This is a genomic window from Terriglobales bacterium, assembly GCA_035937135.1.
In the GTDB taxonomy this organism is placed as follows: Bacteria; Acidobacteriota; Terriglobia; order Terriglobales; family Acidobacteriaceae; genus DASYVL01.
In genome coordinates, this window is record DASYVL010000121.1 from 1 (window position 1) to 26800 (window position 26800).

The 26800-nt window shown below is 65.1% G+C and carries 25 protein-coding genes and 2 tRNA genes; 11 read left to right on the forward strand and 16 right to left on the reverse strand.

Annotated features, from left to right (window positions below):
- Both VGQ94_07150 and mnmA read left to right on the forward strand, forming a co-directional pair.
- A partial coding sequence (locus VGQ94_07150; GenBank protein HEV2022292.1) for a cysteine desulfurase family protein occupies positions 1–1062 on the forward strand: 1062 nt, incomplete at its 5' end.
- Between the two features lie 23 nt (positions 1063–1085).
- Positions 1086–2198, forward strand: coding sequence for a tRNA 2-thiouridine(34) synthase MnmA (gene mnmA / locus VGQ94_07155; protein HEV2022293.1), 1113 nt, complete (start codon positions 1086–1088; stop codon positions 2196–2198).
- 63 nt (positions 2199–2261) lie between these two features.
- Here mnmA and VGQ94_07160 read toward each other — a convergent pair whose 3' ends face one another.
- The 3 genes from VGQ94_07160 to VGQ94_07170 all read right to left on the reverse strand — a co-directional run bounded on the left by VGQ94_07160 (position 2262) and on the right by VGQ94_07170 (position 3988).
- Positions 2262–2789, reverse strand: a complete 528-nt coding sequence (locus tag VGQ94_07160; protein ID HEV2022294.1) for a hypothetical protein — start codon at positions 2787–2789, stop codon at positions 2262–2264.
- A 31-nt stretch (positions 2790–2820) separates the two neighbouring features.
- Positions 2821–3129: a YtxH domain-containing protein gene (locus VGQ94_07165; protein HEV2022295.1), complete on the reverse strand. Its 309-nt coding sequence runs from the start codon at positions 3127–3129 to the stop codon at positions 2821–2823.
- A 130-nt stretch (positions 3130–3259) separates the two neighbouring features.
- Positions 3260–3988 carry an SDR family oxidoreductase gene (locus tag VGQ94_07170; protein ID HEV2022296.1) on the reverse strand — a complete coding sequence of 243 codons (729 nt, stop codon included), beginning with the start codon at positions 3986–3988 and terminating at the stop codon, positions 3260–3262.
- A 286-nt stretch (positions 3989–4274) separates the two neighbouring features.
- Here VGQ94_07170 and VGQ94_07175 point away from each other — a divergent pair, with 286 nt between their 5' ends.
- Entirely contained in the window at positions 4275–5513 is a 1239-nt protein-coding gene (locus tag VGQ94_07175; GenBank protein ID HEV2022297.1) for a hypothetical protein, read from the forward strand.
- A 93-nt stretch (positions 5514–5606) separates the two neighbouring features.
- Here the strand turns inward: VGQ94_07175 and VGQ94_07180 are convergent, their stop codons facing one another.
- From VGQ94_07180 to thiO, 7 genes are all read right to left on the reverse strand, one after another.
- Entirely contained in the window at positions 5607–5885 is a 279-nt protein-coding gene (locus tag VGQ94_07180) for a helix-turn-helix domain-containing protein (protein ID HEV2022298.1), read from the reverse strand.
- 36 nt (positions 5886–5921) lie between these two features.
- On the reverse strand, positions 5922–6473 hold the full coding sequence (locus tag VGQ94_07185; protein ID HEV2022299.1) for a CvpA family protein: 552 nt from the start codon (positions 6471–6473) through the stop codon (positions 5922–5924).
- Between the two features lie 45 nt (positions 6474–6518).
- Complete coding sequence (locus VGQ94_07190; GenBank protein ID HEV2022300.1) at positions 6519–7427, reverse strand: phosphoribosylaminoimidazolesuccinocarboxamide synthase; 909 nt, start codon at positions 7425–7427, stop codon at positions 6519–6521.
- Between the two features lie 185 nt (positions 7428–7612).
- On the reverse strand, positions 7613–11449 hold the full coding sequence (smc, locus tag VGQ94_07195) for a chromosome segregation protein SMC (GenBank protein ID HEV2022301.1): 3837 nt from the start codon (positions 11447–11449) through the stop codon (positions 7613–7615).
- 265 nt (positions 11450–11714) lie between these two features.
- Positions 11715–13100, reverse strand: coding sequence for a dipeptidase (locus tag VGQ94_07200; GenBank protein ID HEV2022302.1), 1386 nt, complete (start codon positions 13098–13100; stop codon positions 11715–11717).
- Positions 13101–13197: 97 nt separating this feature from the next.
- A complete protein-coding gene (locus tag VGQ94_07205; protein HEV2022303.1) occupies positions 13198–13992 on the reverse strand; it encodes a class I SAM-dependent methyltransferase in 795 nt (264 codons plus the stop codon).
- The gene (gene thiO / locus VGQ94_07210) at positions 13992–15056 is read right to left on the reverse strand and encodes a glycine oxidase ThiO (protein ID HEV2022304.1); all 1065 of its coding nucleotides are present in this window, start codon (positions 15054–15056) and stop codon (positions 13992–13994) included. The genes VGQ94_07205 and thiO overlap by 1 nt, the downstream gene beginning before the upstream one ends.
- Before the next feature lie 138 nt (positions 15057–15194).
- Between thiO and VGQ94_07215 the strand changes: the two genes are divergently transcribed.
- Together VGQ94_07215 and VGQ94_07220 are read left to right on the forward strand one after the other, a co-directional pair.
- Positions 15195–15602: a hypothetical protein gene (locus VGQ94_07215; protein ID HEV2022305.1), complete on the forward strand. Its 408-nt coding sequence runs from the start codon at positions 15195–15197 to the stop codon at positions 15600–15602.
- A 145-nt stretch (positions 15603–15747) separates the two neighbouring features.
- Positions 15748–16509 (forward strand): hypothetical protein, encoded by a 762-nt coding sequence (locus tag VGQ94_07220; protein HEV2022306.1) that lies wholly within the window; start codon positions 15748–15750, stop codon positions 16507–16509.
- Between the two features lie 48 nt (positions 16510–16557).
- On the opposite strand, the gene VGQ94_07225 is transcribed toward VGQ94_07220, so the two are convergent.
- The 3 genes from VGQ94_07225 to VGQ94_07235 are packed head-to-tail and all read right to left on the reverse strand — an operon-like array spanning position 16558 to position 19468.
- Positions 16558–17118: a hypothetical protein gene (locus VGQ94_07225; GenBank protein HEV2022307.1), complete on the reverse strand. Its 561-nt coding sequence runs from the start codon at positions 17116–17118 to the stop codon at positions 16558–16560.
- 16 nt (positions 17119–17134) lie between these two features.
- Complete coding sequence (gene polX, locus VGQ94_07230) at positions 17135–18898, reverse strand: DNA polymerase/3'-5' exonuclease PolX (protein ID HEV2022308.1); 1764 nt, start codon at positions 18896–18898, stop codon at positions 17135–17137.
- A gap of 9 nt (positions 18899–18907) precedes the next feature.
- On the reverse strand, positions 18908–19468 hold the full coding sequence (locus tag VGQ94_07235; protein HEV2022309.1) for an NUDIX hydrolase: 561 nt from the start codon (positions 19466–19468) through the stop codon (positions 18908–18910).
- A 61-nt stretch (positions 19469–19529) separates the two neighbouring features.
- On the opposite strand from VGQ94_07235, the gene VGQ94_07240 reads away from it, so the two are divergent.
- The gene (locus tag VGQ94_07240; GenBank protein HEV2022310.1) at positions 19530–20384 is read left to right on the forward strand and encodes a Rossmann-like and DUF2520 domain-containing protein; all 855 of its coding nucleotides are present in this window, start codon (positions 19530–19532) and stop codon (positions 20382–20384) included.
- Between the two features lie 8 nt (positions 20385–20392).
- Here VGQ94_07240 and ribA read toward each other — a convergent pair whose 3' ends face one another.
- On the reverse strand, positions 20393–21013 hold the full coding sequence (ribA, locus tag VGQ94_07245) for a GTP cyclohydrolase II (protein ID HEV2022311.1): 621 nt from the start codon (positions 21011–21013) through the stop codon (positions 20393–20395).
- 73 nt (positions 21014–21086) lie between these two features.
- Between ribA and VGQ94_07250 the strand changes: the two genes are divergently transcribed.
- Entirely contained in the window at positions 21087–22472 is a 1386-nt protein-coding gene (locus VGQ94_07250; GenBank protein ID HEV2022312.1) for a histidine kinase, read from the forward strand.
- Here the strand turns inward: VGQ94_07250 and bshA are convergent.
- The gene (bshA, locus tag VGQ94_07255) at positions 22442–23590 is read right to left on the reverse strand and encodes an N-acetyl-alpha-D-glucosaminyl L-malate synthase BshA (GenBank protein ID HEV2022313.1); all 1149 of its coding nucleotides are present in this window, start codon (positions 23588–23590) and stop codon (positions 22442–22444) included. The genes VGQ94_07250 and bshA overlap by 31 nt on opposite strands.
- Positions 23591–23762: 172 nt before the next feature.
- Between bshA and VGQ94_07260 the strand changes: the two genes are divergently transcribed.
- Both VGQ94_07260 and VGQ94_07265 read left to right on the forward strand, forming a co-directional pair.
- Positions 23763–23839, forward strand: a tRNA-Val gene (locus tag VGQ94_07260).
- Between the two features lie 53 nt (positions 23840–23892).
- A tRNA-Asp gene (locus tag VGQ94_07265) sits at positions 23893–23969 on the forward strand.
- Positions 23970–25106: 1137 nt separating this feature from the next.
- Here the strand turns inward: VGQ94_07265 and VGQ94_07270 are convergent.
- The gene (locus VGQ94_07270; protein HEV2022314.1) at positions 25107–25658 is read right to left on the reverse strand and encodes a hypothetical protein; all 552 of its coding nucleotides are present in this window, start codon (positions 25656–25658) and stop codon (positions 25107–25109) included.
- A 219-nt stretch (positions 25659–25877) separates the two neighbouring features.
- Here VGQ94_07270 and VGQ94_07275 point away from each other — a divergent pair, with 219 nt between their 5' ends.
- Both VGQ94_07275 and VGQ94_07280 read left to right on the forward strand, forming a co-directional pair.
- Positions 25878–26045: a helix-turn-helix domain-containing protein gene (locus VGQ94_07275; GenBank protein ID HEV2022315.1), complete on the forward strand. Its 168-nt coding sequence runs from the start codon at positions 25878–25880 to the stop codon at positions 26043–26045.
- 172 nt (positions 26046–26217) lie between these two features.
- A partial coding sequence (locus tag VGQ94_07280; protein ID HEV2022316.1) for a hypothetical protein occupies positions 26218–26800 on the forward strand: 583 nt, incomplete at its 3' end.

Here is a 26800-nt window from a genome sequence, read left to right on the forward strand (position 1 = left end):
ACGCGGGCGGCGGTGGAGCGCGCGCGCGAGTCAGTGGCGGAACTGCTCGGCTGCCGCGCCGCCGAGGTCGTCTTCACCAGCGGAGGCACGGAGGCGGACAACCTCGCGCTTTTCGGTCTGGTGGAGAAGGGCGACCACGTGGTCACCTCGACCATCGAGCACCACGCGGTGCTGAACTCCTGCAAGCGGCTGGAGGAGATGGGTTGCGAGGTCACCTACGTTCCCGTGGACGGCCAGGGGCGAGTGGATCCCGAGGACGTCCGGCGGGCGCTGCGGCCGAATACCAAGCTGATCTCGGTGATGATGGCCAACAACGAGACTGGCGTGCTGCAGCCGGTGAAAGAGATCGGAAGGATCGCCGCCGAAGCCGACGTCTATTTCCACACGGACGCTGTGCAGGCGGCGGGCAAGGCGCCAATCGACGTCCACCAAATCGGCTGCGACCTGCTCTCCATCTCCGGACACAAGATGCACGCCCCGCAAGGGACGGGCGCGCTGTTTGTGCGCAAGGGGACGCTGATCCATCCGCTCTTTTACGGCGGGAACCACGAGCGCTCGCGGCGGGCGGGGACGGAGAACGTCCCCGGCATCATCGGGCTGGGCAAGGCGGCGGAGCTGGCGATGGCCTCGCTGGCGCACGGCGACGCCGAGCGGCTGGCCGGGCTACGGGACCGGCTGGAGAGCAGGGTGCTGGGCGAGATTGAGTCCACCGGCGTGAACGGCGCCGGCGCGCCCCGCGTCCCCGCCACCACCAACATCTATTTCGATTTCATCGAGGGCGAGGCCATGGTCATCGCGCTCGACCTCAAGGGGCTGGCCATCTCCACCGGCGCCGCCTGCTCCTCGGGCGCCATCGAGCCCTCGCACGTGCTCACCGCCATGGGACTGCGTCCGGAGCGCGCCCGCGCCAGCCTGCGCTTCAGCCTGGGCAAGCAGAACACGACCGAGGACGTGGACTTCGCCTTGACCGTCCTGCCGGAGACGGTAGCTCGTCTGCGCGAACTTTCGCCGGTGTACAAGAGACGGGCAGTGCCCATGCGAACCATCGGCAAGCCGGAATAAATCTATTGGAAGCAGACCTCAAGATGACTGGAAGCGGCATGATCGCCGTAGCCATGTCGGGCGGGGTGGATTCCTCGGCCGTCGCGGCCATGCTGCGCGCCGAGGGGCACCCGCTGGTGGGGCTGACCATGCAGCTCTGGAACCAGCGCCGCCTGGCGGGGCATCCCGGCATGCCGGAGGCGGTACAGGGGCGCTGCTGCTCGCTGGACGACGTCTACGACGCCCGGCGCGTGGCCGAGACCCTGGGCATCCCCTACTACGTGGTCAACCACGAGGAGCGCTTCGAGCGCGACGTGGTGCGTCCCTTCGTCCAGGAGTATCTCTCCGGGCGGACGCCCATTCCCTGCAGCCTGTGCAACAACCACATCAAGTTCGACCAGTTGCTGGTGACGGCGCGGCAGATCGGCGCCGAGTCCGTGGCCACCGGCCACTACGCGCGGGTGGAGTTCGATTCCGGGCGCAGTCGCTGGCTGCTGAAGCGCGCCGTGGACCGCTCCCGCGATCAGAGCTATTTCCTGTTCGGCCTCACCCAGGAGCAGCTCGCGCGCACCCGCTTCCCGCTGGGAGAGATGCGCAAGGAGGAGGTGCGCGAGGTCGCGCGCCAGCACGGCCTGGCGCTGGCCGAGAAGCCGGACTCGCAGGAGATCTGCTTCGTCCCCGGCGGAGACTACAAGCGGTTCATCGCCGCCTACCTGGCCGAGCAGGGCGAAGCGCCCACCGAGACGGCCGGAGAGCTGGTGACCGCCGACGGGGAAGTGCTGGGAGAGCACGCCGGCGTTCAGAACTTCACCGTGGGCCAGCGCAAGGGACTGGGCGTGGCCACCGGCTCGCCGCTCTACGTTCTCCAGATCCGCGGCGACGCGCGCCAGGTGGTGGTGGGAGGCGACCATGAACTTTATTCCCGCACCCTGCGCGCCCGCGACCTGAACTGGATCTCCGTGGAGAAGTTGGAAGCGCCGATGCGGGTGCAGGCCAAGATTCGCCATCGCCACGAGCCGGCGGCGGCCACGGTCGAGCCTGCGGGCGAGGCCGAGGCGCTGGTGACCTTCGACCAGCCGCAGCGCGCCATCACCCCAGGGCAGGCGGTAGTTTTCTACGAAGGCGACCTAGTGGTGGGCGGCGGCTGGATCGCCTGATTTCCTCTGCAAAAACGCAAAAGGGCAGCGCTGAGCGCTGCCCTTTCTGTTTTTGAAACCGGGTTAGATAAACAGTTCCTCGTCCTGCGAGACCGGAGCGTGCTCGCGCCGGGGAAACTTGCGGGTCAGTTTGAAGAAGGTGTCGATGCCCACGGTCAGGCCCTGCACCAGTCCGGCCACCCGGCGCACGGGGCCGATCACGCCCTCGTGCAGGATTTCCGTGGTTTCTTCCACGTGGTCGATGGTGCGGCTGACCAGGTCGTCGGCGCGGATCACCTGCCGCCGGGTGCGATTCATAGCGTCACTGAAGGTGGAATCGAAGCGGTCCACCTGCGAGCGCAGGCTGGAGCTGACGGCGAACAGGTTGGAGACGATTTCCGTGATCCGTCCCCGGGAATCGGTGAGGACGGCGTGCGCCGCCTCCAAGGTGGGGACGGCGCGGCTCTCCAGCGCATCCGCCAGGCGTTCCACCCGGGCGCCGGTCTTGCGCACGCTCAGAAAGAGCGCGATCAGCACACCCATTTGGACAACCACGGCGATGGCCGTCACCACGATAAAGCTGGTCAGCAATGTCTGCGTGGCTTGGTCCATCCGCTTTGCTCCGCCGTGACGGCTGAAGTCCCTAGACCTTCGACTTCGAGCCTTCGCTGGTGGCTTCGCGGTACGCCTGCACTCCGGCGTCGATCGCGGTGCTCAGCGATTCCTTGTGCTTGCCCAGGGCGTCGCGGCCCTTCTCCGCCCACTGCTGCGCCTGTTCCTTGGCCGCGCGGCCGCGGGTGATGACGTAATCGCGACCCTCTTCGGCCTTGTCGCGCAGCGCCTGACGCGTCTCGCGCCCTGAGCGGGGCGCATAGAGCACTCCGATGAGCGCGCCGGCACCAAGGCCAGCCAGGAACCAAACCAGACTATTGCTGTTGTCCTTCTCCGACATAGAACCTCCTAAGACAAACTTCATTCTTCATGCTAGCATCCGGCTCAGGGTTTTACAAACCAGCGCAAGAGTAGCCGATCCGGAAAAACCGCGTTCCATGCGGCCGGGGAGCGCCCTTGCGCGGCGCGGTTCAGGGTTTCTGGGTGGGGCGCAGGAGGACCTCGCTGGCAAACGCCTGCGGCGCCTGCGTCACCAGCATGGCCACAACGTGGGCCACGTCGTCCGGCTGGAGCATCTTGCCGGGGTCCTTGCCCGCGTGCGGGGTGAGCTCGGTGTCCACGGAGCCCGGGCAGACCACAGCCACGCGGATGTTATGTCCCCGCAGCTCCTCCGCCACCGAATAGGTGAGCCCATTCAATCCCCACTTGGAGGCGGCGTATGCCGCGCCGCCGGGAAGAGCATTCTTGCCGGCGAGAGAGGAGATGTTCACGATGTGGCCGCTGCGCGCCTGCATCATCATCGGGGCAAACGCCCGGATGCAGTAATACACGCCGCGCAGGTTGGTGTTGAGCACCGCGTCCCATTGCTCCGGGGGCATCTCGTGCAGCGGGCCGCCGAAGCCGCCGATGCCGGCGTTGTTGACCAGGACGTCCACGCGCCCAAAGGTCTGTTGTACGCGGAGGGCCAGCGCTTCCACCGCGGGCAGATGGCAGACATCACATTCCACCGCCTCGCACTGACCGCCGCTCCCAACGATCCCTTCCGCCGTCTGCTTCAGAGGAGAGAGGGTGCGGCCGCAGAGGACGGTGGAAGCGCCCATGGCGGCAAGTTTGCGGGCCACCGCCGCCCCGATGCCCCGGCCTCCGCCGGTCACGACCGCCACCTTGCCCTCCAAGGGTTGATCCGTTTGCGTCGCCATCTTCCGCCTCCGTGTGAAAGGTTGCCCAGCCCCCCTGCAATTTATAACGACGCCGAAACCCTCCGTTCCGGCTCCAGCTAGCATCCTATGTACCAGAGGATGACCGCAGCTTGCCTTCGGGCGGATAGGTTCTTATAATCCGGGATTCTGCTATGGAGCCGGCGTTGGCGTCCAGTGCGTCCCAGCCGCCGGTAAGATGCAGAGGCCGGGCGGCTCCCAGGGACTGGGGAAGCGGCGCCGGGAACCCTGTCAGCGCTATTCTCCCGATCTACCAAGGAGTGACCGAATGAGGAAGTTCTTACTGACGATGCTGATCGCGCTTACCGCCATCGCCCTGGCGGTGCCGGTGCCGGCGGCGGCCCAGGCGGCCCCCGCGCCGAAGAAAGAGATCAAGGACCCGGCGGAGTACAACTCCTACGTTGGCGCCACCCAGCAAACCGACCCGCAGGCGAAGATCAGCGGGCTGATCGACTTCCTGCAACGCTATCCCAATAGCGTGGTCAAGGAGGACGCGCTGGAGCATCTGATGACGGCTTACCAGCAGACGGGCGATGCGGCCAAGGCGCTCGAGACTGTGGGTCGCCTGCTAGAGGTCAGTCCCAACAACCTGCGCGGCTTGGCCGTGATGGCCTACAACAAGCGCCAAGCGGCCCTCGCCGGGCAGGACACCGCAAAGAACGCAGCCGACGCGGAAGACATGGGACAGCGGGGCCTGAAGACCCTGTCCACCGCAGCCAAGCCTGAGGGCATGAGCGACCCGGACTGGGACAAGCTCAAGCGGCAGTACGGTCTTGTCTTCAATGCCGCCATCGGCTTCGGGGAGCTGCAAAAGAAAAATTGGCCGGAGGCTGCCAAGTACCTGCAGCTGACGGTGCAGGCCGATCCCACCCAGTTTTATGACGTCTACTACCTGGGGGTCGCCTATCTGCAGCAAAACCCCATCAATCCCCTGGGATTATTCTACGTGGCCCGCGCGGTCAATCTCAGCAGCAGCAACGCCGACGTGGTCAAGTTCGGGAAGTACTACTATGGCAAGTACCACGGCGCCATGGACGGATGGGACGCCCTGGTCACCCGGGCCAAGGATACGCCGCTTCCCCCGGAGGGCTTCACCATCACTCCCGCCCCGACTCTGGCCGATCAGGCCAAGGCGCTGGTGGACTCCAAGGACCCCAAGCAGATGAGCTTCGCGGAATGGGAGTTGGTCCTGGGCGCCGGGGAACCCCCGGTGGCGGACAAAGTGTGGAGCGCGATCAAGGGACAGAGCGTGGAGTTCGCGGGCCGGGTGATCAGCGCAACACGCACCACGCTACTGATTGCCGCGACCGTGGACGCCATCGAGCTGAAGCAGCCGGACGTGGAGGTGACCATGTCTGCGCCGCTGCCTCTGCGGCTGGTGCCGCGGGCAGGGGCGGAAATCCAGATCCTGGCGGTTCCGGCTTCGTACGCGCCCAAGCCATTTGTGATGAAGATGAGCAAGGGCGTGTTGCGCCAGGCCGCGCCCAAGAGGAACGGCAGGGGATAGAACGGCGTTCGAATCCGAGAGGGGAAAAGGGAAGGGCAGCGTAGGGTCGCTGCCCTTTTGCGTTGCCGGGGGGGCCGCCGCGGCGGAACGCGTTCAGCGCGCCGCCTTTTTCTCCACGGCCATAGGGCGGGCGCTGCGCGGGGGACGACGGGCCCCGCTGCGAACCGCGCGGATGTCCAGCTTCAGTTCACTGATGGTGCGGCTGAGCGTGTTGCGGTGCATCCCCAGCTGCCGCGCGGCCCGGCACTGGTTGCCCTGGTTCTCCTGCAGGACGGTCAGCAGGAACCGCTTCTTGAACTCGCGCACCGCCTCAGAATAAAGAATTCCACTCTCGTACATCTGGTGGACCAGCGTCTCCAATTGGTCTTTCACGGGTTCCTCTTTCCTTCATGAAAGCTGTGTTCGGTCCTATGGTTTCTTTCCTTCGTCCCCGCCCGCCCTGGGATCCTGCGGCCCTTTGCGCAACTGCGACGCGCCCTGGTGGAAGCGCTCGCGCACCTCGGAGGGCGCGAGCCAGGAGGTGACGCGCGCCACTCCCAGCAGGTGGTAGCCGAGAGCGGAGCCCGAAACGGTCCTGGACTCCGGGTAAAAGGTCGCAAACGCCAGAACCAGGACTGCGGCTACCACGATGCCGCGCACCAAGCCGAAGCCGGCACCCAGCAAACGGTCCGCCCAGCGCATCCCGGTCTCTTTGGCAGCACGACTGAGCAAGCGCCCGGTCACTCCCATGGCCAGGAACAGCACGAAGAAAATCGTCAAAAAGCTGAGAAGCTGGGCCAGCGGCGTCAGCTTCACGAAGCTCTGGAACAGGGGCGTGAGCACTGGGTAGCCCCAGGCCGCTCCCACCAGGCCGACCACGGCGCCGCCCAGGGAAAACAGCTCCACGATGATTCCCTGCGATAGCGCCAGCAGCACGGACGCTGCCACGATGAACAGGATCAGCCAATCCAGAGCGGTCAAGTTCGTCCTCATGCCGGCGGGACACCGCGCCCGCGCTGCGCGTCCTTAGGTTTCGAGCTCCCGCCCGGTGACGCGGCGGAAGGCTTCCACATACTTCCCGCTGGTCCGACGAGCCACCTCCTCGGGAAGCGCCGGAGCCGGTGGCTGCTTGTTCCAGCGGATCTGCTCCAAATAGTCGCGTACGTACTGCTTGTCGAACGAATCCTGGCTGCGGCCGGGCTCATAGGTGTCGGCCGGCCAGAAGCGGGAGGAATCCGGCGTGAGCACCTCGTCGGCCAGCACCAGCCCGGCGGCCGTCCGGCCAAACTCGAACTTGGTGTCGGCGATCAGGATGCCCCGCTTGGCGGCGTATTCCGCGGCCGCGGTGTAGATGCGCACGCTGACCTCGCGCAACTGCTCGCTCAGCTCGGGCCCGGCGCGCTTGACCATTTCCTCGAAGGAGATGTTCTCGTCATGCCCGCTGGTTGCCTTGATGGCGGGGGTGAACAGCGCCTCGGGCAGGCGCTGAGACTCCCGCAGACCGGCGGGCAGGGGGATGCCGCACACGGAGCCGCGTTCGCGGTACTCCTTCCAGGCCGAGCCGGAGATGTATCCGCGCACTACGCACTCGATGGGAACCATCTCGGCTCGGGTCACCAGCATGGAGCGGCCGCGCAGGTCGTCGGCGTAAGGGCTCAACTCCGCCGGATACCGCGCCACGTCCGCTGTGATGAGGTGGTTGTGGACCAGGTCTTTCAAAAAATCGAACCAGAAAAGCGAAAGCTGGGTCAGGACCTTGCCTTTGTACGGGATGCCGGTGGCCAGGACGTAGTCGAAAGCCGAGATGCGATCGGTAGCCACGAACAGCAGGGTGCCGTTCAGCCGGTAGAGGTCGCGGACCTTGCCGCTGGCGTGCAGCGGCAGGCCGGGAAAGTCGGTGTGCAGCACAACAGGGGGTGAGGTTTGAAGTGTCAAGGGTGTAAAAAGTCTCGGAAGAAAATCAGGGGCGTATTCTAATCGCCGCGACTGTTTTGTCAACGCAGCGCGAAGCGTGGGCAGAATTTTGCCGCTGCGTCTTTGTTTAAAAAGGGTTGACAGAATCGCGGCTGGCCTGAAATGCCCGTCTGGCGGGCGTCTTGGGCGCACCCGCGTGTGGAAAATCAGGCGCGTGCGGTAGCCGGCGCCGGCTCCCCGAACTTCACCGCCACCAGTTTGGAGACGCCGGGCTCCTGCATGGTGACGCCGTACATCAGCGGGGCCGCCCCCATGGTCTTCTTGCTGTGGGTGATGAGCACGAACTGCGTCTGCTCGCTCATCTCCCTCACCAAGTCGAGGAAACGCCCGATGTTGGTCTCGTCCAGCGGCGCGTCCACCTCATCCAGCAGACAGAAGGGGCTGGGTTGGTACTGGAAAATGCCCACCAGCAGCGCCAGCGCCGTGAGCGCCTTCTCGCCCCCCGAGAGCAGGAGCACGTTCTGCAGCTTCTTGCCCGGCGGGGAGGCCACCACGTCGATTCCGCTCTCCGTGCTGTTCTCCTCGTCGGTGAGCCGCATGAAGCCCTGCCCGCCGCCGAAGAGCTTGCGGAAGGTCATCTGGAAGTTCTCGTTGATTCGCTCGAAGGCCTCCTGGAAAAGCTGGCGGGAGACGGTATCGATCTCGCGAATGGTGTTCTGCGTGTTGGCGATGGACTCCAGCAGGTCTTTGCGTTGGCCTTCGAGGAAGGCGTGGCGCTGCACCGTCTCGTTGTACTCCTCCAGAGCCATCATGTTGACCGGGCCCATAGCCTCCAGCCGTGAGCGCATCTCGTGATAGGAGGCATCCTCGGCGGTGAGCTGCTCGCCCGTGACCACGAGGACGGAAGCGTCGGCCAGCAGTTGCTCGGGCAGCAGGCCCAGCTCGTTCTGGCAGGTCTCCGCCAGATGGTTGCGGTCGGAGGTCAGGCGGGCGGCTAGGACGCCCAGTTCGCCCTTGCGGTCGCGCACCTGGTCCAGGGACTGGCGCGCGGCGCGCAGCTCCTGCTCCAGCGCCTCGCGCTGGGCGCGGGCCTGCTCGGACTCGGCGCGCAACTGGGTGGAGCGGGCTTCGGCAGTCTCGCGCTCCGCCACCAGCGAGATCAGTTGCTGGGCGAGTTGCACGTTCTCCGTCTCCCGCTGGTGACGCTCTTCGGCGAAGGCTTGTAGGTTTGCGGCCAGCGCCTCCATGCGGCCAGCTAGCTCGGACACCAGGGACTGGATGCGCTCGAAGGCGGCTGCGGCCGCGATGCACCGTTCTTCCAGGGTCGCGAGCCGGACGCTGCCTTCGGCGGCGGTCTGGACGGCGGCCTCGCGCGCCTGCTTGAGTGCGATGCCGCTTTCCTGCGCGGCCGCAGCCTCCTGCTCGAGTTGCACGCGGCGGCGCTCGAAGGCGGCGAGGGTCTCGCGCTGTTGTGCCAGTCGCCCCTCGAGTTCCTTGCGCTCCGTCTGGATTCGCTCCAGCTCCTGCCGGCAGGTCTCCGAGCGCTGCCGGCTGCGGTCGAGTTCAGACTCCAGTTGCTGCAGGCTGTGGCCGGAGGTCATGGCGCGCTTCTCGTCCTCGCGCTTCTCCTCCTCCACCCGGTCGAGCAGGGAAGTGAGCGCGATGATCTCCTTGCCCAGCGTGCCCACCCGCGCTTCCTGCTCCCGCACCTCGCGTTCGGTCTCCTCCAACTGCCGGGCCACTTCGCGCAGCTCGCGCTTGAGCGAGAGCGGCCCTTCCGAGCGCTGCTTGCCCCCGGTCACGGTCACGTTGTGGAAGCACTCGCCCGAGGAGGCAAGGAAGAAGGCGTCGGGATTCTCCAGCGCCAGGTCGCGCGCCACCTTGGGGTCGGTCGTGATGTATCCCTCGCGCAGCTTGGGGAGGATGACCTCCAGCGACTTGCCGAAGCCGTTGAGCACGCGGATGCAGTTCTTGAGGGGAACGATGGTCTTGCGGGGGGTCACCGGATGCGCCGATTCCTCGGCCACGAAGGAGAACTTGGCCTGGGAATCCTGGGGATGCACCAGGAAGGTGGCGCGGCCGTCCACGTCGGTGCGCAGCAGGCGCAGGCCCTCGTCGGCGGAGTCCCAGGACTTGACCACGATGTAGTTGAGCTCGTCGCGCAGGAAGTCTTCCACCACGCGCTCGTACTGGCCGTCCACTTCCACAAAGTCCGCCAGCACGCCGATGGGCTTGAAGCTCTTGCCCAGGCCCCCCGGCTGCAAGAGCCGTTTGACCGACTCGGTGGAGTAGCCGTGCTCGGTGATGACCGCGTCCAGGGAGTTCCTGCGCCCCAGCAGGTTGGCGTAGGAGGCGTGCAAGCCGTCCAGTTGCTGCTTGGCCTCAGCTTCGGCGGCGCGCTTCTCCTGGAGTCGCTGGCGGGAATCGGCGATCTGGAAAGCGAGCGCGGACACCTTCTGCGAGGCCGACTCGAACTCGAGCGCCAGTTGACCGCGCCGGCTGCCAAAGGCTTCCATCTCAGAATTCGCCGCCGATCGCTCCTGCTGCGAGCGCCGGGATTCGCGCTCCAGGGCGGCCAGGTGCTCCTCCGCCTGGGCGGCCTGGTTGCGGATCTCGGAGGCGGAAGCGATCGCCTGCAGGGTCTCCAGACGGCGCTGCTCCTGGCTCTGCTCAAGCTCCGCCAGCCGCTCGGTAGCCGCGGCCGCTTCCTGCTGGCAGCGCTCCTCCTCGGCTTGCGCGGCAGAGACGTCCGCCGCCGCCGAGTCGAGCACGCTCTGGTTCGCCGCACGTTCCGATTCCAGGGCTGCGTGTTGGGTCCGCGCCAGCTCCAAATCGAACCGGGCAACCGTGGAGCGCGTGTCCAGCTCCGCACAACGTTCCTGGTTGTGCCGCTGTTGCGCCGCGGCGCGATCGGATTCCAGCACGATGGCGCTCGCGCGTTCCCGGCTGGCGGCCACCTCGTTCTCGATGGCATAGCCGCGCTGCGTGAGCTCGCTCTGCTGCTGCTCGCGCTGCTGCACCGCTTCTGTCTGAAGCCGGAGTTCCTCCCCGAGTGCGGCCAGTTCCGCCTGCAGGCGCGTGTCTTCCTGGTTGAAATGGACGAACTTGCTGGCCAACACCACGCGCAGCTTGGCGCGCATCTCGTCGCGGAAGCGGGCATAGCGCTCGGCCTTGGAGGCCTGGCGCTTCAGCGAGTTCATCTGGCGGGTGATTTCTTCGAAGATGTCGTTGATGCGCGCCAGGTTCAGCCGCGCCTGCTCCAGGCGGGCTTCGGCCAGCCGCTTCTTGGTCTTGAACTTGGTGATACCCGCCGCCTCTTCGATGATGGCGCGGCGGTCGTGCGGGCGGCTGCTCAGGATCTGGCCGATGCGGCCTTGCTCGATGATGGCGTAGGACTCCGGTCCCAGGCCCGTACCCAGGAAGATCTCCTGAATGTCGCGCAGGCGGCAGAGCTTGCCGTTGAGCAGGTACTCGCTCTGTCCGGAGCGGAACAGGCGGCGCGTGACCACGATCTGCCCGGCCTCCAGGCCGGTCACTTTCAGGTTGCGGCGGCGGACCCTGAGCATCACCTCCGGGTTTGCGGCGTCTGCCTCGGGGCTCTCTTCTGCTTCCTCTCCTTCCAGGACGCCGGGTTGGAAGTCCTGGGAGACGCGGTCGGTCTCGGCGGCGGCGGTGGCGCGAACGGCGGCTTCGTCCCAGTCGTCGGCCGGCCTGTCGTCGCGGATGTCGATCTCCGGTTCGGCGGTGAGATGGTTCAAGGGGCCGGCGTAGGCCTCAGGGTCGATGAGGGTGAGGGAAACCTCGGCCATGCCGGTGGGATTGCGGTCACGCGTGCCGGCGAAGATGACATCTTCCATGCGCGAACCGCGCAGGGTCTTGGCCGACTGCTCGCCCAGCACCCAGGCAATGGCGTCCGCGATGTTGGACTTGCCGCAGCCGTTCGGTCCCACGATGGCGGCAATGCCTTCGCCAAAGAACTTCACTTCCGTGCGGTCGCAGAACGATTTGAACCCCAGAATCTCCAGCTTCTTGAGCTTGAGCAACTTATCTCCTCAGGGAGCTCGCCGCACCCGCACGTGGACGCAGGTTTGGCCTACTGTAGCGGTGAAGCTTACGGGCGGTCAAGTCCAAAAACACAAGATGTAGTAGGTCTTGGGCTCGGACTTCTTTATGTCGTACCCGTCGTGCAGACACAGCGACAGCTCACTTGGATGGGTGTGACAGGGGTGGCAGGGAACCGCTAGAGCTGAAAGAAGTCTAGCGCGATTCCGGGGCGGATGCAACCGGCGAGCCGCAGATTCTCCGGGCTCAGGCCTGATGGTTCCCGCCCACCCGCTGCAGGAAGAGGATGATGGATTCGATTCCGCGGTAAAAGTTGGGGATGTGGAACTTCTCGTTGGGAGCGTGCAGATTGTCGTCGGGCAGGCCGAAGCCCATCATCACGCTGGGAATCTTCAGGTGCTTCTCGAAGTCAGCGACGATGGGGATGGAGCCGCCGGAGCGGATGTACACCGTCTCCTTGTGAAAGACCTCCTTCATGGCTTCGGTGGAGGCCTTCACAAAGGGATTGTTGGTCTTGACCACGATGGGGTCGGCGACGCTGAACTGCTTGATCTTGATGTGGATGCCCTTGGGCACCAGCTTGTTCACGAACTTGCAGTACTGCTTGAAGATCTTGTCGGGTCGCTGGTCCGGCACCAGCCGCATGGAGATTTTGGCCGCCGCACGGGCGGGGATGACGGTCTTGCCGCCGGCGCCGATAAAGCCGCCGGGCATGCCGTGGACCTCCAGCGTGGGCCGCGCCCAGGTGCGCTCCAACACCGAGTAACCGGACTCGCCGGTCAGCACCGAGGATCCTACCTCGGTCTTGCGGTAGCGCTCCTCGTTGAAGGGCAGCGACCTCCAGGCCTTCAGCTCCGCGGGGGTGGGCTTGCTGACATCCTGATAGAAGCCGGGGATGAGGATCTTTCCCTTGTCGTCCTTGAGCTTGGAAATGATGCGGGCCAGCGCCTCCATGGGATTGGGCGCGGCGCCGCCGTAGATCCCGGAGTGCAGGTCGGTCATCGCCCCAACCGCCTCGAGCTCGGTGTACACCATGCCGCGCAGTCCGACGCACAGGGTGGGCAGATCGGGAGCGAACAGCTCGGTGTCGGAGATGAGGGCGACATCCGCCTTCAGCCGCGCCGAGTGCTCGCGCACGAAGCGGGAGATGGATTCTCCGCCCACTTCCTCTTCGCCCTCGATGATCATGCGCACGTTGACGGGCAGGTGGTTGCCGCCGGTCTTCATCAGGGACTCGATGGCCTTCAGGTGCATGTACATCTGCCCCTTGTCGTCCACCGCGCCGCGGGCGTAGATGTTCTGGTTGCGCTCGGTGGGCTCGAAGGGCGGGGACTTCCACTCCTCCACCGGATCCGGGGGCTGCACGTCGTAATGGCCGTAGAAGAGGACGGTAGGCTTGCCCGCCGCGTGCAACCAGTCCGCGTACACCAGGGGATGGCCCTGGGTGGGGATGATCTCGACATGCTCCAGGCCGATGCGCTTCATCTCATCGGCGACGAACTGCGCAGCCCGGCGAACGTCTTCTTTATGCTCGGGCAGGGTGCTGATGCTGGGGATCCGCAGCAGGTCCTTCAGCTCGCTGAGGAAGCGCTGCTGGTTTTGCTGGGCATAGGCGACGGCAGCATTGGGCATTAGTCCCGGGGTCTCCTGTTTGTGAGTGGTACAGATTGCAGCTAGACAAACTTACGGTTGATGCTCAACAAAAGTTCAGTATACACGGGAAAGCCGCTCACTTCCGCGCAACCAGGACGGAATAGCTCAGATCCCCTGTCTGGTAAGCCTCGCGGATGACCTCAATCCCCTCCACGAATGCCCGGACCGCTCTAGGAAGCAGCGGCAGGACGGCACTGGCCGCACGGGCGCGGTCGTGGCAAATCTCCCAGGTGCGACGGACTTGAGGTGTTAAATCCGTCTGAAGCTCCACCCGCATACCGGCTTCCTCGATTTGACCGCCATAGGCTTCGGCCGTTTGCAACTGCGGGCACAAGAAAGCCTCCGCGACCTTGCGCACTAGAGGCCGTTGCATGGAACCGGTCCAGGCCGCCAGCAACATCTCGCCGCCGGGGCGGAGCGCATGCGCGACGTTCCGGAAGTAGCGGGACTTGTCAGTGAAGTGCTCCGAGGACTCCATGGTCCAGACCAAGTCGAATCCCTCAGCGGGGAAGGGGAACGATTCCGCATCCTCCACCAGGAACTCGACCAGACTTTCGACCCCGGCGCGGTGGGCGTTCCCGCGGGCGATTCCAGCCTGCTTCTCGCTAAGCGTCAGCCCCAAGACGCGACAACCGAAGCGGTGGGCCAAATGCACCGCGGTGCCGCCATGTCCGCAGCCCACATCCAGTACGCGAGAGCCGGGTTGGTTGCGAAGTGCCGAGACGCAATAGTCCAGAAGCTTCTCTTGCGCTTCTTCTGGAGTCTCGTCGCCTTTGGGGAACAGGCCGTGGTGAATGTGGTCGCCCCAGAAGGCGCGGTAGATGAGCGCCATGGAGTCGTAGTGCTCACGGATGGCTGCCACCGACGCCATCAGCGCTCGAACCTCGAAGGCGAGAAGCGGGTGATGTCCACCGAAGGCTCGGACCCGCGGATCACCGAGGCCATAGCTTGCGCGGTGAGCGGCGCCAGCAAGAAGCCGTTGCGGAAGTGCCCGGCGGCCACGAAGTAGCCGGGAGTGGCGGTGGGCCCCATGATGGGGAGCGCGTCCGGGGTGCCAGGCCGCAGCCCGGACCAGCTCTCCAGCACGCGGGCTGAGCCCAGAGCCGGAAGGAGGCGGGCGGCGGCCTGGTGGAGCTGCTCGATGGCCTTGGGGTCAACGGTGCGGTCGAATCCCGCCTCCTCTTGGGTGGCGCCGATCAGGATCCTGCCGTCGGAGCGCGGCACCATGTACACCGCCGGCGTGCGCACCACGTGGCGAAGCCGCAGATCCTCCGGCGCCGATACTGCAAGCATCTGTCCTTTCACCGGGCGCGTGGGGAACTTGTGAGGCGGGAACTGCCCCGCCCAGGCGCCGGCGCAGTTCACCACGATGGGCGCCAGCAGGCGGTCGCGCTCGGTCTTCACCTCCAGGGCTCGCCCGTCTGTGCGCTCAACCCCCGTCACAGGTGCTCCCGAGAGGAGCTGGATGCGGCGGACCCGGGCCGCTTCCACTGAGGCCGCCATCAGGGCGCGGGCATCCACGCTGCGCTCTTCCAGAAAGAACGCGCGACCATTGGGAGCGGAGAGGCCGGGCTCCAGATCGGCCATCTGGGAGGCGCCCAATTCCGGCAGGCAGGGCAGGGAGAGCAGTTCTTCCTGCGACTCGAGGAAGGCGATGGTCCCCTGGGAGCGGAGGTCGACCTGCATCCCGGAGTCGCTCTCCACTTCCTTCACGAAGCCAGGATAGAGCCGGGCACTGGCTTCGGCGAAGCGCCAGAGGGTGTCGGGCGTGTCCGCCGAATAGGGAGCCAGCATGCCGGCGGCGGCGAAGGAAGCTTCGCGCCCGGGCTCGCCGCGCTCCACCAGCAGCACCTCCATACCCTGCTTGCGCAGTTCGCGGGCTATGGAGACGCCGATGATCCCGGCGCCGAGCACGATTGCGTCCGAGCTCTTCACAGCCCGTATTGTAAAAGAATCCCGGCAAAGTTCCCGCGGGGTTCGCAGGCCGGGATGTTTTCGGGGATTCACGGCGAATTTCCATCTTGCGATTTTAAATCGAACAATGCTCTAATCGCTCCAGTGGAGGATTTAGATATGGCGAAATGTCCTCGCTGCGCACTGTCGGTCGCTCCCTACACCCGCTGCGCCCGGTGCGGCCTCATGTTGGGATTCGATGGGCTGACCGTGCTCATCGATTTCGAAGACTCCCTGGGCTTCGAGCGCGCCCGCGCGCTTGCCCAGCGCCAGCCCTCCTACTCCGAATGGACGGAAGAGAACGGCCGCCGCTACCTGCACGTCACCTATTCCAGGTCGGAGATGGCGGAGTACAACCGGCTGGCCGCTGCCGCTGCCACGCTTTCCCACAAACACACCTTCCTCAACGGCATGGAGATCCACTGGCCCTCGAGCGGAGCCGCCGCCGCGCACTACCCCGAACCTCGGCATCGGGCCGCGCCCAAGCCACAGCGAGCGAAAAGCGCACACGCGCAAAGCAGCAAGTGACGGTGGAACCCTACCCCAGGTCATTGACACCCCACAGCGGTGCTGAAAGACTGCCTGGGAGTGGCGTTGGCACTTCTAAAGGAGATTTATGCCGGAAGAACAGGAAATGAAGGAAGCTCCGCCTTCTTCAGGGGGCGGAGGCATGATGCGCAACGTGCTCCTGGCCATTGCCGGGCTGTACGTGCTGGGTTCCCTGTACGCCATGTTCGACATGCATGGGCGCATCTCGAGGACGGAGGCGAAGCAGGAGGTGGCAGCGGCGGAAGCGGCGAAACAGGAGAAAATGAACGAGCGTCTGCTGGCGACTACGGAGGCCCTGGGCACCAAGCTGGGGATGACGGAGAAAGACCTGGCCGCCCGCACGGCGGAACTGCAGCGTCAGCAGAAAGCCGCGGAGACGCGCATCACGGTTAAGCAGCAGAAGGCCATCGGCGAGGTGAGCGGGGAAGTAGCGGGGGTCAAGTCGGACGTAGGCGGCGTCAAGACTGACGTGGCCACCACCCGCACCGAGCTGGAGGCGACCAAGGCCAAGCTGGAGCGCACCATCGGCGACCTGGGAATGCAGAGTGGGCTGATCGCGCGCACTCGCGAGGACCTGGAAGTCCTCCGGCGGCGCGGCGAGCGCAACTACTTCGAGTTCACGCTGCTCAAGGGCGCCAGCCCCACCCTCCTCTCCACCATCAGCCTGCAGCTGAAGAAGGCGGACCAGAAGAAGAGCAAGTTCACGTTCAACGTACTGGCCGACGACCGCACCATCGAGAAGAAGGACAAGACCATGATGGAGCCACTGCAGTTCTACACGGGGCGCGACCGCCGGCTCTTTGAGGTGGTGGTGTTCACGGTGGAGAAGAACAAGGTGACCGGCTATCTCAGCACTCCCAAGAGTGCGCCGGGTCCCTCGCAGTAGCTGGAGATTTGGGAAGACCCAGACGGCCACCTCGACGGTGGCCGCTTCTCACTGCTTGAGGATTAACGAAGGCTGGTCGTAGGCATCCACGGTGACGGTGAGCGACTGCCGCTGGTCGAAGGCCTGCTTGGTCACGGGGAAGCTGACAATCACCATCCCCTCCTGGTTCGTGCCTGCCGGGATCCGGGTCTCCGCCGGGAGCGCCGGGCCGCGGTGCGCGGCCAGCTCCGGGAAGGCCTGGAAGTAGCGGTCATGATCTACAGCGGAGGCCGCCTCGTCGGTCCACTCCCCCTGGCTGGTCTTGAGGCTGACCCGGGTGGCGCGCACCCAGAATGGTTTTTCTCCCTTGTTCTCCACCACCAGCCGGACCAGCACCATGACGCTGGCCTTGTCCGGCTGCTCCGCGGCCACCACTTCGCGGATGGCGCCCGACGAGACCGGCTTGGCCTTCCCCAACCAGTAGTATCCGCCGGCGATCAAAGCGACGGCGGCAGCAGCGATCAACAGCGGCACGATGGGAGGCAGGGTCCAGCGGGCGCCGTCCATCTCCTCGGTCATGGGGATGTGCCCGGCGTCGGGCGGCGGAGCCTGGGGCGCGTTCTCGGCCATATGGGGTCTCCCTATGCTAGCGCCGTTTCATGGCGGCGGCGAATCGTTGGAGCGAAAGCGTGTTCAGGACGTCCGCGGGCGTGAGCCAGGCCCGGCGCGCCTGCAGGATGCCGTAGCGCATGTTCTCCAGATGCGAGGTGTGATGTGAGTCGGTGTTGATGACCACTTTGACGCCCTGCGCCTTGGCCATGCGCAGGTGAACGTCGCGCAGGTCGAGGCGATCAGGGAAGGCGTTCAACTCCATCGCCACGCCGTGCTGCGCGGCCGCCTTCAGTACCGCCTGCAAGTCGAAGCCGTAGGCCTCGCGGCGCAGGAGCAGGCGTCCGGTGGGGTGTCCGAGGATGGAGGTGTTGGGATTGGAGACCACCCGCAGCAACCGGTCCGTCATCTGCGCCGGTTCCTGCTGGAAGTGCGAGTGGACGCTGGCCACCACGACGTCCATCTGCTCGAGCACGGAATCGGAAAGATCGAGCTCGCCCTCGGCCAGAATGTCCACCTCGATGCCGGCGAGAATCTTGATTCCGTCCGACTTCTCGTCAGCGGTGCGGATCTTGTGGATGTGCTCAACCGCGCGCTTGTCGTCCAGGCCATTGGCCATCGCCAGGTTCTTGGAGTGGTCGGTGATGGCGATGTACTGGTAGCCGCGGGCGCGCGCGGCTTCGGCCATCTCCTCGATGGTGTTGCGGCCGTCGGTGGTCGTGGTGTGCATGTGGACGTCGCCTCGGATGTCGCTCTCTGAGATGAGGGCGGGCAGCGTGTGCTCCTCGGCGGCCTCGATCTCACCCTGGCTCTCGCGCATCTCCGGCGGGATGTAGTCGAGGCCAAGCTTGCGGTAGATCTCTTCTTCGGTTGTGCCGGCGACGCGCTTCTCGTCTTTCACCCGGGCCAGCGCGTATTCGTTCAGCGTGTACCCCATCGTCAGAGCGCGCTGGCGCAAGGCGACGTTGTGCGATTTGGAGCCGGTGAAGTACATCAGCGCCGCGCCGAAAGATTCCGGCGAGAGGAGCCGGATGTCCACCTGCATGCCGCCGTGCAGCTTGAAGCTGACCTTGTTCTCGCCTTTTGCCAGGACCTCCGAGATGCCAGGGAAGGCCAGGATCTTCTTGATGAGCGCTTCGCGCTGCTTGGCGTTGGTGGAAGCCTTGCCCGTGACCAGCAGGTCGAGGTCGCCGACGGTCTCCCGCCCGCGGCGCAGCGAGCCGGCGGGCGTGATCTTCTCCACCCCCGCTACGCCGCTTAAATGCTCCGTCAGCTTCTGCGCCAGCTCGGCGGCCTGGTCCAGCCGGAAGCGCCCGGAGACCCGCCGGTAGTTCTCGATGGCCTTGAGCAGCTTCTGCTCCGTCTTTTCGCTCATGCGGGGCAGGTCGCGCAGCTTGCCCTCGCGCGCCAGCTTTTCGACCCCGGCAACGTCCGAGATCTGGAAGGCGTCCCAGATCAGAGCCAGCGTCTTGGGGCCCATGCCCTGGATCTTCATCAACTCCAGAATGCTGGGCTTGTACTTCTTGAGCAGATCTGAGTGCACCTGTAGCTTGCCCTTCTTGAATATCTCTTCCAGGTTTGCGGCCATGCCCTTGCCGATGCCGGGGATCTCGAGCAGGGCCTTGCGGTCGGTGACCAGCTCTGCCACGGGCTGCGGGAGACTCTCGATGGCCTCGGCGGCGCGGCGGTAGGAGCGGATGCGGAAGGAGTCCTCGCCCTGGATCTCCATGAGGTCGGCGGTCTCGTACAGGATCGTGGCGATGCTCTTATTGTCCACGGGCGAGGTGGGTCGTGCAGGCAAGTGGTAATTCTACCGCCGCCCGCGGCCTTTCACACGAGCGAACCAGAACAGCGCGGCTAGCGTCTTTCCATCGCGGATGGTTCCGCGCGTAGCCATGCGCACGGCGGTGGCAAGAGGGAAGAGTCGCGTAGAAATGAATTCGTCGGCCTCCGGTCGGGCGCGACCCGCCTTCAGTCCTCGCGCCAGATAGACGGTCATGGTCTCGTCCAGGAAGCCGGGGCTGGAGTAGAAGACGAGGGCGCGCTTCCAGCGGCGCGCGGTGTATCCGGTTTCTTCCAGAAGTTCGCGGCGCCCGGCAGCGAGCGCCGTTTCGCCGTCGTCGATGCGGCCGGCGGGCAGCTCCCACAGGAAGTCTTTGGCCGCATGGCGGTACTGGCGCTCCAGCAGGACGGAAGATCCGTGCGCGCCGTCGGCCACAGCCAGAACCACCACAGAACCTGGATGACGGACTACGTCGCGCCGCACGGTGATTCCGCCGGGCTCAATCACCGTCTCCGAGGTCACGCGGAAGAGCGGACCGCGAAACAGAACCTTGGAGCGAAGAACGCGCGCTTTCTTCTTGTTTGCCACCTCGAGATTCTATTGCGTAACGGGCGGCGGTGGCCAAGCGCTTTCTGTTATCCTGCGCGGCGTGGCGCGCAAGCCGGTCATCACGATTGTAGGAGCGGGAAATCTGGCCAACGCTTTGGCCCCGGCGCTGGTCGCCGCGGGATACCGTATCCGCCACATCCTCTCGCGCGACCGGGCGTCTTCCCGCAAGAAGGCGCGGACCCTGGCCCGCCGAGTCGGCGCCCGGTCTGCGGTGCTGGGCGCGGCGACTGGGTCCGACATTCTCTGGCTGTGCGTGAGCGACGACGCCATCCGGCCCTGCGCGCAAGCTCTCAGTCGAGAGGGAAGCTGGAAGGGGAAAATCGTGCTGCACTCGAGCGGAGCGCTCTCCAGCGACGAGCTGGCGCCGCTGAGGCGCCTCGGAGCGTCGGTGGGTTCGCTCCATCCCATGATGACCTTCGTCCCCGGCGTGCGGGTGCGCATGGCCGAGGTCCCCTTCGCGGTCGAGGGAGACCGGGAAGCGGTCCGCCTGGCCCGGCGCATCGTGCTCGACCTCAAAGCTAGGGTCTTCACCATCTCCAAACGCAACAAACCCCTCTACCACGCCTTCGGATCGTTCTCCTCGCCCATGGTGATCGCCACATTGGCGATGGGGGAGCGGGTCGCGGCGGCGGCCGGGGTGCCCGCGCACATGCGTCGCGACGTGATGCTGCCCATCGTGAAGAAAACCTTCAGCAACTACCTGGAAGCATCTGCTGGTAAGGCATTTAGCGGCCCTCTTGCAAGGGGGGATGTGAGCACGATCCGCCGCCACTTGAAGGCGCTGAAAGCAGTTCCAGGCGCGCGAGAGATCTATGTGGCGCTGGCGCGCTCCGCGCTGCGCAATCTTCCTGCGCGAAACCGTCGCGCGGTCGCGCAAGTCCTCAAAAACGGGTAGCGGCAGCCTCAGCGATTGCCGATGAGGTGGCCGAGCTTTTCCTTCTTGGTCTTCATATATGCACGCGAGCGGGCGTGGGGCTCGACCTCGCAAGAAACGCGCTCCACAACCTTGACTCCGGCGCGCTCGAGTGCCGTTACCTTCTGGGGATTGTTGGAGAGCAGGCGCACCTCGCTGAGCTTGAGTGCCTTCAGTACTTCGGCGGGCAGTTCGAACTCACGCTGGTCGGCCTTGAAGCCCAGCTTCTCGTTGGCTTCGACGGTGTCCATGCCGGCGTCCTGCAGTTCGTAGGCTTTGAGCTTGGCGGCCAGACCGATGCCGCGTCCTTCCTGCTGCTCATAGATCAGGACCCCGGCGCCCTCGGCGGCGATCATGCTCAGCGCCATCTCCAGTTGCTGGCGGCAATCGCAGCGCAGCGAGCCGAAGACGTCGCCGGTGAGGCACTGCGAGTGTACGCGCACCAGCGGCGGGCGGGAGTGGACGTCGCCCATCACCAACGCGACCAGCGTCTCCGCCGACGGTTGTCCGTCGCTCGACGAGCTGCCCTCGAAACCAAAGATGCGGAATGCTCCCCAGCGCGTGGGGAAGTCGGCCTCGGCCACCTTGCGGACTTTCGGGGAAGCTTTCACGCCACCATTATATGCGCGCCGGCCGCCTGCTTCGGCTCGCGTGGACGTGCTACAGTACGATTGGTTTCGAGCTGTGGATCAACGTCTCATCCTCATCACGCTGTTGGTGAAGCTGGGCGTGGCCGCCGCGGTGGCGAGCGCCGTGGTGCGCTCCCGCTACTTCAAGTCTCTGCTCTTCCGCGAGGAGCGGACGCTGGCGCAGAAGCTGCACATGGCTTTGTTCCTGGTAGTGCCGCTCGCGCTGGGCGTGGTGGTGCGCCTGTCGGTGAAGAACTTCCTGGCCGCCGATCTGGGATATGAGTGCGCCATCCTGCTGGGGGTGATCGGCGGACGCGTGACCGGCGGAGTCGGCGGCGCCCTGGTAGCCATCCCGGCGATGATCCACGGCGAGTTCGCCACTCTTCCCATGAACGTCGGGGCGGGCGTGGCCGCGGGATGGCTGCGCACGCTGGCCCGCGACCATGAGGACATCTGGTCGTTCTCGCCCTTCATTGACCTGAGCATCTATCGCTGGCTCAAGCGCAACGTGCAGCGGCGGCGCATGGAGTGGCAGACCGCCTTCTTCGCCCTGATCCTGGCGCTGCAGTACGTCCACATCCTGGTCGGCGGGGCGCTTCCGGGCCGGGTCTTCTACATGGGCTTTCCGCCCTGGACGCATAACATGGTCACGGATGCGCTGGTGTTCTTCGCCTTTTGGGCCGCGGGCGTGGCGGTGGTGGCCATCCCGCTGAAGATCTGGAACAACACCCGCATCGAACTGAAGCTGGAGGAGCAGGAGCGGCTGCTGCTGCAGGCGCGCATGGAGGCGCTGCAGACCCAGATCAACCCGCACTTCCTGTTCAACACGCTGAACTCCATCGCCTCCCTGGTGCGCTTCGATCCGGACGCCGCCCGTGAGCTGGTGGTGAAGTTGGCCAGCATCCTGCGGCGGCTGCTGCGCCAGCACGAGGCCTTCATCCAACTGCGTGAAGAGGTGGAATTCATCGACGACTACCTGGACATCGAGGTGGTGCGCTTCGGCCGCGAGAAGCTGCGGGTCCTCAAGGAGCTCGATCCGGCGACGCTCGACCTTCTGGTTCCCAGCATGGTGCTGCAGCCGCTGGTGGAGAACTCCATCAAGCACGGGCTCGCCCCCAAGCTCGACGGCGGCTCCATCACCCTGCGCAGCCATATGGCCGACGGCAAGCTGGTGATCCAGGTGGAGGACGACGGCGTGGGCATGGCGGAGGCGGGGGCGCAACCCGCAGACGATTCCTCCAGCACCGGCATCGGCATGGCCAATGTGGCCGAGCGGCTCCACGTCCTCTATGGCGACGCAGCCAAGATGTCCAGCGGAAGCCGCGACGGCGAGGGAACTCGCATTACCTTGGAGCTGCCGCTGGTGCAGACCGAGGCCGGAGCCAAGTCGGAGTCGGCGGCCGCTGTGCTTTACGAGGCCCGCTCCAGCACGCAGCGGTAGAAATCCTCATACTGGGGAATGATGCGCGAGGCGGCAAAGCGCTCCTCGGCCGCCTGGCGCGCGCGCCGTCCCATTTCACGCAGGCGCTGCTCGTCGCTGAGGATGTCGAGCGCCTGGCGCGTCATGGTATCGACGTCTCCGACCTCAGCCAGGAAGCCGGTTTTTCCGTCCTCGATGACCTCGGGCAGGCCGCCCACTCGCGTGGCGACGCAGGGAACCTCGCAGGCCATGGCTTCGAGCGCCGCCAGGCCGAAGGACTCGAGTTCGCTGGGCAAAAGCATCAGGTCGGTGACCGCCAGCTTCTCCTGCACACGGTCTTGCTTTCCCAGAAAGAGCACGCGCTCCTGAAGTCCTTTGCGGCGCACCAGCCACTCGGCGGTCGAGCGTTCGGGGCCGTCGCCGATCAGCAGCAGCCGCGAAGGAATCTCCTTCCGCACGCGGTCGAAGACCTCCACCACGTCCTGCAGGCGCTTGACCGGCCGGAAGTTCGACAGGTGGACGAGGACGCGCTCGCCGTTGGGAGAGTATTCCTTGCGGCGCTCGGCGGCGCCCTCGTCGCGGCGATAGATGCTGCAGTTCACGAAATTGTGGATCACCTGGATGGGATTCTTGATGTCGAACTCCTTGAGGGTCCGCTCGCGCAGGTAGTGGGAGATGGCGGTCACGCCGTCGCTCTGCTCGATGGAGAAGCGGGTGATGGGCAGGTAGGAGGGATCCGCGCCCACCAGGGTGATGTCCGTGCCGTGCAGCGTGGTGACGTAGGGCAGCCGGCGGCGCCGTGTCCCGGAGGCCGCAGCGAGCATCTGGCGAGCCAAAAGCGCGCTCACCGAGTGCGGGATGGCGTAGTGCACGTGCAGCAGGTCGAGGCGGTAGAGTTCGGCTACCTCCGCCATGCGGGTGGCCAGCGCCAGGTCGTAGGGCGGAAACTCGAAGAGCGGGTACATCGAGACGTCCACCTCGTGGAAATAGATATTGGGCTGGGGCGTGTTCAGGCGGATGGGCTGCGAGTAGGAAATGAAGTGGATCTCGTGGCCGCGCTGCGCCAGCTCCAGGCCCAGCTCCGTGGCCACAACGCCCGAGCCGCCATAGGTGGGATAACAGGTGATTCCGATCTTCATTCGCCGCTCTGCCTCTGTACCCTGGGTTGGATGTTCCCGAGCGCTCCCGGATGCAATGTTTTACCGCATCTCCGGCGGGCTCGGGAAGTAAACTGAGAGAACCCGCGCAGGTTTGCCCGGATTTCGAGGCTCACGTATACTCGGAACTTGGGAGACGAGTTTGGCTCCTGTGGGGCGGTTAGCTCAGCTGGTTAGAGCGCCTGCCTTACAAGCAGGAGGCCGAAGGTTCGAGTCCTTCACTGCCCACCAGTTGTTTCGCCAGGAATCCGCTTTCCCGTCCCGCACCCGCGGGACAAATCAGCGGGGACGTAGTTCAGTTGGTTAGAACGCTGCCCTGTCACGGCAGAGGTCGCGGGTTCGAGTCCCGTCGTCCCCGCCATTCCTTTCAATGGCTTCCGGTGCTGGTAGGTCGCCTGGTGCCGGATTTGTGTCGTGATTTGTGTCGTAACTACCCCCTAGACCCCCCTCTTTCCCCACGTCCAACCGTCTGCTAGAAAGGCCGTCCAGTGCCTTGCGCTTGGCCTCCAGGCGCACGTGGGAGTAGTGGGCAAGCATCCGGGGCGAGACGTGCCCAGCGATGCTCATGGTCGTCTGGTCGCTCGTCTGCGACTCGGCCAGCTCGGTGATGGCGTGGTGCCGCAGGTCGTGGAAGCGCAGGCCCGGCAGCCCGGCTTCCTTGGTCAGCTTGCGCCAGGCGGAGCGCCAACCCGACATGGGTTTGGTTGGGTCGGGCTTGGAGTAGCCCTCGGCGTGCGGAAGGACGTACCAGTCGGGAGACAGCGTCTCCCCGAATAACCGCTTGGAGCGGTCGCGCAGGGCCAGGATCGCCGCCAGTGCGTCCTGATTCAGCGGAATCACCCGCTCCCCCGCCAGCGTTTTAGAGCGCCTCACCGTCAGGGTGCAACCCATCAGGTCAATATCTCGCCAGCGCAACTCGCGGACCTCGCATCCCCTCATGGTCGTATTCAGGACAATCACGGCAGCCCAGTGAGCGGTTTGCCATTCGGGGCGGCTGGCGGCTACTTTCAGAAGCCGCAGTTTTTCGTCCCGACCGAGCGCCCGCCCGATGTCCCGGCGCTCCGGCAGTGTGCGAATGTCGTCCGCTACCAGGTGCCAGCGTTTCGCCCGCTTGAGGACGCGCCGCAGGATTCCGATCTCCATGTTGACGGTCGTATTGGAAAGCCCGCCGGCCTTGCGCTGGCGGATGTAGGCAAGGATTCCCTCTGTAGTGATCTGCCTCACCCGGTTCTGGCGGAAATGCAGGCGCAACGGTTTCGCGTGGTCAGCTTCCGACCGCTGGCTTCTCGCGCCCACACGCGCAGCCCGGTCCGCCAGGTAGCGGGCTAGAGCTTCGGAGAAGGGAAGCCGTGAGAACTGCTGGCTGGTCGCGGCCAGCTTGCCCTGCTCGGCTTGCGCTATCAGCCTTTTCTCCTCCGCCTGGGCTTCCCTCCAGTCGCCAGTGTGGAGGGACTGCCGGAAGCGCTGCCCGTCCACCCAGAACTGCGTGTGCCACGTCCTACCTCTTTTTACGAGTGCCATGTCTGCTTCTCCTCTTTCTGCTTTTGGCTGCTTTCGCTGCCCGCCTCTTCCAGCCTTCCTTATCCCACCATTTCAGCGCGTACTGCTGCTGAGCGTACGCCGTGCACTCCCCACGCTCGCAATACCTCTGAGTCTCTCTCTTCGCCAGGAAATAGGGTGCCGGACACTGCGGATTTCCGCAGGTCCTAAACCGACGCCAGTTCTCAAGAATCCCTGCGACAAGCTGCATCGGGAAGCTTCTTGGGTCGAGGATGACTCGGCCAACTGCGAGTGGGGCCAGTATGCCGTCGTTCTCCAGCCTCGCTACTCCTGCCTTTAGCCAAGCGTCCACCACTCGTTGTTTCTCGCGTACTGGTGTCGAATGGAGCCACACACGACGCAAGTCGCGCCGTGCGTTCCGCAGAAGCACATCCGGCTCCTGCCGAAACAGGGAACCGAAGTGTTTTTGGAATCGGCCCAAGCCCTCCTCATGCATGTTCGCCAGCTCAAAGATGAGGCCCTTCCGCTTACGGGAGAGGTCCTTCTCCATGGCCGCGTTCAGAATGCGTGGGTCCGTCCTGAGGCAAAGCTCCATCACATCGAGGGTCCCAGGACTACAGGCGTCAAGCTCCCGCCGGAAGCTCCACAGCGTGCTTGAGGACTTGCCGCGTGTGCCTGGTCTGACCATTGCTTTAGCTCACTAAAGTCATTGACCTAAAGATGCCCTCAGCCTATCATCTAATAGTGGTAGTTGGCAAGGAGAGTTTCCATGCAGACGATGAGTGTCAGCAAAACCGCCCGCAAGCTGGGCGTCACGGTTGATGCGGTCTATCGCCTCCTTTACTCCGGGCGGCTGACTGCGGCCAGGAAACAGGACGGCAAGTGGCGCATCCCGGCTCAGGCAGTCCGGGCGCGGCTGCGTCAGAGGGCCAAGTGACCAGCACCGCCATCCCCCAGCTCCTGAGCCTGGTCGAGTTGGCCGAGGCCCTGCGGGTTTCCCCACACACAATCCGCAAGCGGGTCCGCGAGGGCAAGCTAAGGCCACTCCGTATATGCCGCAGGCTCCTGTTCCACCCTGACGAAGTCGCCCGGTTCCTCGCGGAGGCCAAATGAGCCCGCCACCGCCAGACGACGCTTCGGAGGCAGCATCCCTGCTGGTCGAGGTGAGCGGATTCATTCGTCGCTTCGTGTCGCTAACGCTCGCCCAGGCCGATTTGTGCGCTCTCTGGGTGGCGCACACGCACGCCTTCGACGCTGCCGAGGCCACGGCCTACCTCGCCATCCGCTCCGCCGAGAAACAATCGGGGAAAACCAGGCTGCTGGAAGTGCTGGAACTCTTGGTGAACAAGCCCTGGTTCACCTGCTCCGCTACGGCCTCGGTACTCAAGCGGAAGATTGACGAGGAATCGCCAACCCTTCTGCTGGACGAGTCGGACGCTGCTTTCAAAGGGGAGAAGGAATACGCCGAGGCTTTGCGCGGATTGCTCAACGCTGGTCATCGGCGCGGAGGGGTAGCGTCCATGTCCGTGGTGCAGGGAGCGAACATCACTTACAAGGATTTCAAGGTTTTCTGTCCGAAAGCCCTCGCGGGCCTCGGCACGCTACCCGATACCGTCGCCGACCGCACGATCCCCGTCCGCCTAAAGCGGAAGGCAGCGCCCGAGAAGGTGCAGCGTTTTCGGCGGCGCGAGG